We start from the raw sequence: 8,252 nt of genomic DNA, 5'->3' as shown, positions 1-8,252 counted from the left end.
AAGAAGGACGCCCCGATGCCGGCCGGCGGCCCCGGCGGCGGCATGGGCGACATGGACTTCTGATCGGTTCCACCGGTCGAGTTCGCGGCACCATCGGCCTGTCCGGTGGTGCCAAAGGGAAGGGCCCGCGGCCATGCCGCGGGCCCTTTCGCTTTTGCTGGGCAGGCGCTACCTCGGTCGTCAGCGGAGCAGCGGGCGGAAATAGGTCCCGGCCTCCACCGACACGCTCCCGCCCATGCCGAGCTTGAACCGGGTCAGGCCCGGGGCCCGGTCGGTGGCGATCCCGCCCAGGTCCAGCCAGCGGACCCCGCGCTCCTGCAGGGCCAGCATGCCTCGCCAGAGCAGGAGGCGCATGGCATCCAGCCGGCGGCCCTCCCGATCGGCATAGCCGATCAGATAGGTGGCGGAACCGTGGTGGATCTGCAGCCAGATCCCCGCCACCGGCTGCCCGCCCGCCAGCGCCACCAGTACCAGCCGGTCTCGGCAGCCCGGGCTGTGCGCGGCGATGCGCTCGAGGAAGGACAAGGGAAGCGCCCGGAAGCCGACCTCCCGCCGATGCTGCCGGTGCCGGGCGGCCAGCCAGGCCAATTCGGGCCCGTGGTGCCGCTCCCGGACCACCAGGCACTGCGCCTCGGCCCGCAGGAGCTGGTTGCGCCACTTGCCGTCCAGGGCCGCGCGCAGGACGGCGGGCGACGGCGCCAGATCAATCCAGCAGGTCGCGTGGCCCGTCACCACTGGCAGGCGGCAGGACTGCGGCGGCCGGGGCGGGCTCCACAGCAGTAGGCCACGCCCGAACTGCTCCCGCACCGCGCGGGCCAGATCCCATGCCGCCGCGGCAGCATCCTGCCCGGGAACGGAGAGCGGACCGCGGCTGACCAGGACCAGCGGAAGCGCCCCGATCCAACGGCAAGCGGCCTGGGCGACCACCGCGCCGCCCGGTCCCGCCAGTCGCGCCACGCGGCGGCCGAGCCCGGCCAGCGCCTCGCCATAGGCGAATGATTGGGGCAGGGGCACGCGCCCGCACGGGCGCACCAGCCCGTCCCAGGCGCGTTCTGCACTCACGCGTGATGAAGCTGGTAGAACTATCACGCAGGGGTTGATAAGTCTGCGTCATGCCGCAGCGCAAGCCCGCCATCGACCGCCGCTATCCCGCCCCGCGGCTGACCTGGTTCGGGGTGGTGACGATCATGCTCTATGCCGGGCTGCCGGTGCTCCTGCTCGGCCTCTGCCTGGATCTCCTGGTCTGGCTGGCATGGCCGTGAGCAGGGCTGCTCAGGGGCGGACCCGCCAGTGGCGCATGAGCTCGCCATCCGGGCCGTCTAAGGGATCGGTCGCCGGCAGCGGCACCGCCGCGATCCGCGCGCGCGCCGCCTCGTCGCCGCTGGCATCCCGCACCAGGTCCACCTCCTCGCCCGGTGGGTAGGCGCCCACCACCAGCAGGTCGCCGGATGCGCCCAGGTTCTGGTGGCCCACGCCGGCGGGGATGAGCACGACATCGCCGGCGGTGAGCTCGACCTCCGTGCCGGTGTCGCCGCCCAGGCGTACCCGGACGCGGCCGCGCGCGATGCCCAGCACCTCGTGGTTGTTGGTGTGGAAGTGCGGGTAGTCGAAGATCCCGTTGCGCCAGGATCGGCCCCAGCCGTTCTGCGCGAACCGGGCCTCGAACGCTGCGGGTCCCGCGTCGGGCTGGAGCGCGCCCTGCCACCAGATCAGCGGCAGGTGCGGATTGTTCGGCACGCCACCGGCATCCTCGAACCTGAGGGCCTGGCTGCAGTACGGGGCCATGTGCGCAGCTCCTTGTCGGGACGTTCTGCGATCGGGACGTTCTGGCAAAGCCGCTGGCGGCGCTTCCGGTTCCTCTGGCTGTTTCCCGCGAGAACCGCTAGTAGCGCGCTGATGCGTCGGCGGGACGAGACCCGGGTGCGACGGCGCTGACAGCCGGCGAGATACGGAGGCTTGAGGGTGCGGATCCTGGCGCTCGGAGCAATCGCGACGACGATCGCGCTGACCGGATGTGCGAGCGGCCCGGACGGGCCGGCACAGCCGGGGGGCAAGACCGCGACCGGTGCCGTGGCTGGCGCGGTGGTGGGCGGCGTGCTCGGCAACATCCTGGGCCATAAAGGCGTCAAGGGCGAGGGCACCGCGATCGGTGCTGCCATCGGTGCGGTGGTCGGCGGCGGCATCGGCTACATGTTCGACAGCCAGGAGCAGCAGTTCCGCAAGGAGCTCGCCCGGGAAACCCAGTCGCGACAGATCGAGATCCAGCGGGTCCGCCAGGACGCGCTGAAGCTGGTGATGCCGTCCGAGGTGATGTTCCCGTTCGACAGCGCCGTGCTCCAGCCGGGCTACCAGACGACGCTGCGCAAGATCGCCGACGTGCTGAACGGCTACCCGGAGTCCACGGCGACCATCACCGGCTACACCGACAGCACCGGGTCGGAGAGCTACAATCTCGACCTGTCCAAGCGTAGGGCGGAAGCGGTGCGCACCGCGCTGATCAATGACAGCGTGGCGGCAGGCCGGCTCACCGCGCAGGGCCGCGGCAAGGCCGACCCGATCGGCGACAACGCGACCGCGGCCGGCCGGCAGATGAACCGCCGCGTCGAGATCCTGGTGCAGGGCGGCTAGCCGCCCTGACGGCGCCCGGCTGCCGATTGAGGGCTCAGCGCCCTCCCACGATATATTCGCGCATCGCCTCGGCCTCGAACTGGATCTCGTCGATCCGGTGCTTGACCACGTCGCCGATGCTGATGATGCCGGCCAGCCGGCCCTCCTCGTCGACCACCGGCAGGTGACGGATCCGCCGGTTGGTCATCACCGCCATGATCGAGCTGACCTCGTCCTGGGCCACGCAGGTGAACACTTCCTTGGCCATCACTTCGGTGATCGCCACCTCCGTGACGCCCAGGCCGCGGACGGCTATCGCATCCATGATGCCGCGATCCGAGATGATCCCGTCGATGCGGCTCCCATCCTCCGAGACCACTAGCGCGCCGACCCGCTCCTTGTGCATGCGCTGGATGGCATCGGCCACTGTGGCACCCGGACGGATCGTACGGACCTCGCGTCCCTTGCCTGCCAGGATCGAATCGACGTTCATCGGACGGTCCTTCCTCGGCTTCCTGATCTGGCTGGAAGCAGTTTGATCGTGGCCGCCGTCCGACGACAAGTGATTTGCCGGTCATCCGCCCGGACCGGAGGGTTCCCGCTTGCGCTGCCGCGCGGCTCCATGGCGAGATATTTCCGAGGGACATTAGGGGGGTATCGATGAGCGAGGACGCACTGACCCTGGAGGATGTCCGGGACTGCTATGGCGAGCCGTCGGTTCTGGCGCGCGACAAGGTCATGCCGCGGCTCGACGGGCATGCGCGGGCGTTCATCGCCCGGTCGCCCTTCGTCGTGCTCGGCACGGCCGATGCGCAAGGCCGCCAGGATGTCAGCCCGCGTGGCGACCCGCCGGGCTTCGTGCGGGTGCTCGACGAGCGGACGCTGGCATTGCCCGACCGGCCCGGCAACCGCCGCATCGATTCGCTGGCCAACGTGGCGAGCCAGCCCAACGTGGCCCTCTTGTTCATCGTCCCCGGCTTCGACGACACGCTGCGGGTCAATGGCCGTGCCAGGGTCAGCCGGGATCCGGAGCTGCTGTCCAGCTTGGCGGTGGATGGCAAGCCGGCCTTGTCCGCCCTGGTGGTCGAGGTCGAGGAAGTATTCATGCACTGCGCCAAGGCGTTCATCCGCTCCAGGCTGTGGAAACCTGACGCGCAGCAGAACCGCCGCGAGTTCCCGTCGCTCGGCCGGATCATCGCCGACCAGGTGACCGGCGTGGATGCGGCGGCCGCCGATGTCGCGATCGACGAGAACTACCGCACGGAACTCTACTGACGGAGCCGGCGTCGACTGTCGGAACGCGGAGCCGGAAGTTAACAAAGCCATAATCCAGCAGGCCCGGCCCGGCTGGCGCTGCCGTGGGCCTCCGGTAAGGTTCAGGCGGAAACGAACAACGCCTCGAGCCGAACATGCAGCTGCGCACCGTCCTGTCGGCGCTGCTCCTGTGCCTGGTCGTCATGCCGGCTTGGGCGTGGCCTGCCCTGGTGGAGCGCGTCGTCGACGGCGACACCATCCAGGTCCGCGTCGATCGCCGGATGCTCACCGTGCGCCTGTCCGGCATCGACGCGCCGGAGCGCGGCCAGCCGGGCAGCACGGAGGCCGGTCAGGCCCTGGCCGAGCTGGTGGCAGGCAGAAGCGTCGAGGTGCTCCCCGAGGGGCGGGATCGCTACGGCCGGGTCGTGGCGCGAGTGGAGCTGGCCGGCCGTGACGTTGGCACCATCCTGGTCCGCGCCGGCCATGCTTGGCAGTTCACCCGCTATGATGACGGGCCAGTGCTGCGCCAGGCCCAGCAGCAGGCCCGCAGCGAGCGCCTAGGCGTGTGGGCGGATCCGCATCCACTGCCGCCCTGGCGCTGGCGCGCCCAGGGCCGGCCGATGGCAGCCGGTGCCGCCAGCCCCGCCAGCCGCGACGCGTGCAGCCCGGCCCCGCGCTGTACCGCCTTCGCGTCCTGCGCGGAAGCCTTAGCCTGGGTCGGCCGCTGCGGCCCCGGACGCCTGGATGGCGACGGCGACGGCGTGCCCTGCGAGGCGATGTGCCGCCCGACGGGCTGAACGGGGGCTGCTAGTGCAGGTCAGGGACGCGGTGCTTGGTGGCGGAAACGGTGAACCCGGCGATCACGTCCATCAGGCACAGGATCAGGATCAGCGCATAGGTGCTGGTGCCGAACCGGTCGAGCAGGAGGAACTCGATCAGGACGATGGCGAGCAGGCCCATCGACAGGGCCCGGTCGAAGAACGGGCGCCGGTCGACCCGCAGGCTCTTCCAGATCTCCAGATAGAGCAGGATGATGCCGACCATGACCAGCAGGTCGCCGAACTGCAGCGCCAAGAGCGCGCCGGAGGGCAGGAAGAACCGGAGCAAGTCCCACTCGACCCCTGCGCCGGTGAGCACCATGAAGTTGTAGGCCCCGACCACCAGGATCAGGAGAGGAACCGCGCTGACCATGCTCACCTGCCCGGACCGCTGCATCCGGCCCAATTAGAGGAGGCGAGCGCGTTGCGACAAGATGCCTGTCCTCCGACGGGTGGGCCGCTGGCGGGAGGGCGGGCGCGATGGCGACGCTTGCGGCAATGCCGCCACTCCCTAAAGATGGCCGAAGCTCATCTACAAGGAGTAGCGCTCGATGAACCGGATCGACCTCGCTGGCCGCCGTGCCGTCGTCACCGGCGGTGCCCAGGGCATCGGCCGCGCGGTGGTCGAGCGCCTGCTGGACAGTGGTGCTGCCGTCTCGATCTGGGACCGCGATGACAACGCCCTGCAGCTCACCATCCATGACCTCCACGGGCGCGGGAAAGTACATGGCGCCTGCATCGACCAGACCTCGCTGGAATCGGTCGAGGCCGTGACCAAGGCCAGCGTCGAGGCGCTGGGTGGGATCGACATCCTGGTCAACAATGCCGGGATAGCCGGGCCGGCGGCACCGCTGTGGGAGTATCCAGTCGACGCCCTGCGCCAGGTGATCGATGTCGACCTCACCGGCGTGTTCTGGTGCTGCCGCTGCGTGGTGCCGCTGATGATCCAGCAGAACTACGGCCGGATCGTGAATGTCGCCTCGGTGGCCGGCAAGGAAGGCAATCCGAACGCGGCACCGTACAGCGCCGCCAAGGCCGGGGTGATCGCGCTCACCAAGTCGCTGGGCAAGGAGCTGGCCGGCTACGACATCGCGGTTAATGCGCTCACCCCGTCGCCGGCCAAGACCCGGATCCTCGACCAGATCACCGAGGAGCAGGTGAAGTACATGCTGTCCAAGGTGCCGCGCGGCCGGTTCGTGGAGACGAGCGAGGCGGCGGCGATGGTCGCCTGGCTGGTGTCAGCGGAGAACAGCTTCACCACGGGCGCCACGTTCGACCTGTCCGGCGGCCGCACCACCTACTGACCGGCCGCACGGCCGCCATGCCCGAGCCGCTTGCGACCTTCGCCACGGCGCTGGTCGCCTTCCTGGTGATCATCGACCCGCTCGGGCTGGTGCCGATCTTCATCGCACTGACCCGCAACGCCGACCGGGAGCAGCGTCAGCGGATGGCGCTCAAGGCGGTCGTCGTCGCCGCCTGCGTGCTGGTCGCGTTCGCGCTGGTCGGCGAGAACCTCTTGCGCTCGATCGGGATCGGCATCCCTGCCTTCCGCATCGCCGGCGGCATCCTGCTGCTGCTCGTAGCGCTTGAGATGGTGTTCGAGCGACGCAGCCAGCGCCGCGAGAACACCGCCGACCACCTCGCGGACGAGCGCACGGAGGGGCATTCGGTCGCCGACATCTCCGTCTTCCCGATGGCGGTGCCGCTGCTGGCCGGACCCGGCGCCATCACCACGGTGATCCTGCACATGGGCAGCCGGGCCGGCTCATGGCCGCACCAGGCGGCGGTGATGGCGGCCCTGCTCGTCACGCTACTGGTGGTGGCGATCTCCCTGTTCCTGGCCAGCCGGCTCGGGCGGTTCCTGGGCCCGACCCTGATCAGCGTGTTCTCCCGGCTGCTCGGGCTGCTGCTCTCGGCACTGGCGGTGCAGTTCATCATCGACGGGATCAAGCGCGCGTTCGGCATCTGAGCCGCCCTAAGCGTTGCAGCGCTGCATCAGCGTACCGCCGTCGCCCTGCTTGGACCGCCGTTTAATATTGCCTTTCTTTAATGTTGCTGCGATTATCCGTCCATAAATAGACAGCGATGCGTCATCTTCGGAGAGCATGTTCAAAGGGGTGGTAAGCGGCCCCGGCAGATGGTTGTGCGCTCAAGGGGCGCAGGCATGTTCAGGCAATAAGTCGGCATGTGTTGATCGGACGTACGGGTGGCGAGGCGCATCGCCCGCATTTTCAGTCGAGCCTGATTTGGCAGCCACCCGTACGTTTCTCTTCCCCAGGCACGGCCGGGACGCCGCCGGGCGTTTTCAGGCGGCCTGTTCGCCGTAATACAGGCTCATCGTGTGCTTCGCCTCGGCGAAGAACAGCCAGCGCTCGACGAGCGTGCCGGTCAGGGTCGCCGCGGCGGCAAGCGCGGTGAGCAGCACGGCGAACCATGGGCTGGGTGCCCAGGCCGCCGCCAGGATCAGCAGCCATGGCACCGCCAGCCCCAGCACCAGCGCGATCTGCCGCAGCTTGGCAGCGTGCTTGCGCGCGACGCGGAAGCCCATCTCCTTCATCAGATAGTTGGAACTGGTATGCGGCGGCTCCAGGAGCCGGACCTTGCCGAACCCGGCGAGCCCGGTGGCGCTGCCGATCGTGGCGGAAGGTGCCGCCGAGTCGCCCGAGCGCCACCACCACCACTTGACCGCCCAGGCGAGCGGCAGGGCGAGCAGGGCCAGGAGATGGAAGGCCCGGGTCGCCGGCTCTACCCATGGCCCTGCCAGCAGTGCCGCCAGCACCGAACCGGTCGCCAGCGCCAGGCAGAGATAGACGGGCGTGGTGGTTGACTGGTGCCAGCGCGGGATCGGCGGCAGCGACTGGTAGATCATCCCGGTGCAGACCACGGTCGCGGCCGCGCCCGCCGCTGCCAGCAGCGCCAGCGGCCAGGGCGCCCGGCCGGCCAGCACCCAGAACAGGGCGAGCAGACTTGCCGGCAGGAAGGTCAGAAGGGCGGCGACACCTTCCCGCGACAACCAGGAGGAGCGCCACTGGCTGATCGCCCGCCAAGCCCGCTCCTTGCGGCGCAGATGACCGAGCGAGGCCAGCAGGCCCGCGGTGACCAGGGCGAGCGCGGTGCCCAGGCCCAGCAGGCCCGGGAGCGGCGCCGGCGGCACGATCCCCAGCAGCGCGGCCAGCGCCAGGACGAACAGAAGCCCGTAGCCCGCCCCGGACAGGGTGGAGAACAGCAGGAGGGAGGGAGCCGGCTGCATCTTCAGCGCATCCCGGCCAGGTAGACTGCCAGCACCATCAGGAAAGGACCTTGTCCAGCCAGCCGAGGAAGCCGCCGTTCGGCGAGGCATCCTCCAACGCAGCGTCCGCTCGGCCCTCGCCGCGCCGGCCCGGCCGCGGCGGCAGGTACTTGTTGGTCGGCCGGTAGCCGAGCTCGGCCATCAGGTCGAAGCCGCCGCGCTCGGCCACCAGCCGGCTCACCTTGCTGCCCGGATCGGCGAGGTCGCCGAAATGGCGCGCCGTGGCGGGGCAGGTGCGCACGCAGGCGGGCTCGCGCTCCGATTCCGGCAGGTCGGCAGCGCCG

The 8,252-nt window shown here is 69.9% G+C and carries 11 protein-coding genes and 1 pseudogene; 6 read left to right on the top strand and 6 right to left on the bottom strand.

Features of this window, described 5'->3' with window-relative positions; translation table 11 throughout:
• Nucleotides 1-180 precede the first annotated feature (180 nt).
• On the bottom strand, nucleotides 181-1,062 hold the full coding sequence (locus EQG76_RS07725) for a GNAT family N-acetyltransferase (protein WP_159712114.1): 882 nt from the start codon (nucleotides 1,060-1,062) through the stop codon (nucleotides 181-183).
• A gap of 50 nt (nucleotides 1,063-1,112) precedes the next feature.
• Between EQG76_RS07725 and EQG76_RS07720 the strand changes: the two genes are divergently transcribed.
• Entirely contained in the window at nucleotides 1,113-1,262 is a 150-nt protein-coding gene (locus EQG76_RS07720) for a hypothetical protein (protein WP_159712112.1), read from the top strand.
• 10 nt (nucleotides 1,263-1,272) lie between these two features.
• On the opposite strand, the gene EQG76_RS07715 is transcribed toward EQG76_RS07720, so the two are convergent.
• Nucleotides 1,273-1,785 carry a cupin domain-containing protein gene (locus EQG76_RS07715; protein ID WP_159712110.1) on the bottom strand — a complete coding sequence of 171 codons (513 nt, stop codon included), beginning with the start codon at nucleotides 1,783-1,785 and terminating at the stop codon, nucleotides 1,273-1,275.
• A gap of 177 nt (nucleotides 1,786-1,962) precedes the next feature.
• On the opposite strand from EQG76_RS07715, the gene EQG76_RS07710 reads away from it, so the two are divergent.
• Complete coding sequence (locus EQG76_RS07710; protein ID WP_235031250.1) at nucleotides 1,963-2,628, top strand: OmpA family protein; 666 nt, start codon at nucleotides 1,963-1,965, stop codon at nucleotides 2,626-2,628.
• Between the two features lie 34 nt (nucleotides 2,629-2,662).
• Here EQG76_RS07710 and EQG76_RS07705 read toward each other — a convergent pair whose 3' ends face one another.
• Nucleotides 2,663-3,100: a CBS domain-containing protein gene (locus EQG76_RS07705; protein WP_159712106.1), complete on the bottom strand. Its 438-nt coding sequence runs from the start codon at nucleotides 3,098-3,100 to the stop codon at nucleotides 2,663-2,665.
• Nucleotides 3,101-3,267: 167 nt separating this feature from the next.
• Between EQG76_RS07705 and EQG76_RS07700 the strand changes: the two genes are divergently transcribed.
• Nucleotides 3,268-3,882: a pyridoxamine 5'-phosphate oxidase family protein gene (locus EQG76_RS07700; protein ID WP_159712104.1), complete on the top strand. Its 615-nt coding sequence runs from the start codon at nucleotides 3,268-3,270 to the stop codon at nucleotides 3,880-3,882.
• A 134-nt stretch (nucleotides 3,883-4,016) separates the two neighbouring features.
• Entirely contained in the window at nucleotides 4,017-4,658 is a 642-nt protein-coding gene (locus EQG76_RS07695; RefSeq protein WP_159712102.1) for a thermonuclease family protein, read from the top strand.
• A gap of 10 nt (nucleotides 4,659-4,668) precedes the next feature.
• Here the strand turns inward: EQG76_RS07695 and EQG76_RS07690 are convergent, their stop codons facing one another.
• Nucleotides 4,669-5,052, bottom strand: coding sequence for a hypothetical protein (locus EQG76_RS07690; protein WP_159712100.1), 384 nt, complete (start codon nucleotides 5,050-5,052; stop codon nucleotides 4,669-4,671).
• Between the two features lie 178 nt (nucleotides 5,053-5,230).
• Here EQG76_RS07690 and EQG76_RS07685 point away from each other — a divergent pair, with 178 nt between their 5' ends.
• Complete coding sequence (locus EQG76_RS07685) at nucleotides 5,231-5,983, top strand: SDR family NAD(P)-dependent oxidoreductase (RefSeq protein WP_159712098.1); 753 nt, start codon at nucleotides 5,231-5,233, stop codon at nucleotides 5,981-5,983.
• Nucleotides 5,984-6,000: 17 nt separating this feature from the next.
• A complete protein-coding gene (locus tag EQG76_RS07680; RefSeq protein WP_159712096.1) occupies nucleotides 6,001-6,648 on the top strand; it encodes a MarC family protein in 648 nt (215 codons plus the stop codon).
• 336 nt (nucleotides 6,649-6,984) lie between these two features.
• Here the strand turns inward: EQG76_RS07680 and EQG76_RS07675 are convergent, their stop codons facing one another.
• On the bottom strand, nucleotides 6,985-7,929 hold the full coding sequence (locus EQG76_RS07675; protein ID WP_159712094.1) for a dimethyl sulfoxide reductase anchor subunit family protein: 945 nt from the start codon (nucleotides 7,927-7,929) through the stop codon (nucleotides 6,985-6,987).
• A gap of 37 nt (nucleotides 7,930-7,966) precedes the next feature.
• A pseudogene (locus tag EQG76_RS07670) lies at nucleotides 7,967-8,252 on the bottom strand (ferredoxin); the annotation flags it as partial.

It is taken from the genome of Geminicoccus flavidas (assembly GCF_009806515.1).
Classification (GTDB): domain Bacteria; phylum Pseudomonadota; class Alphaproteobacteria; order Geminicoccales; family Geminicoccaceae; genus Geminicoccus; species Geminicoccus flavidus.
This window is presented reverse-complemented; position numbering and strand designations above follow the sequence as displayed.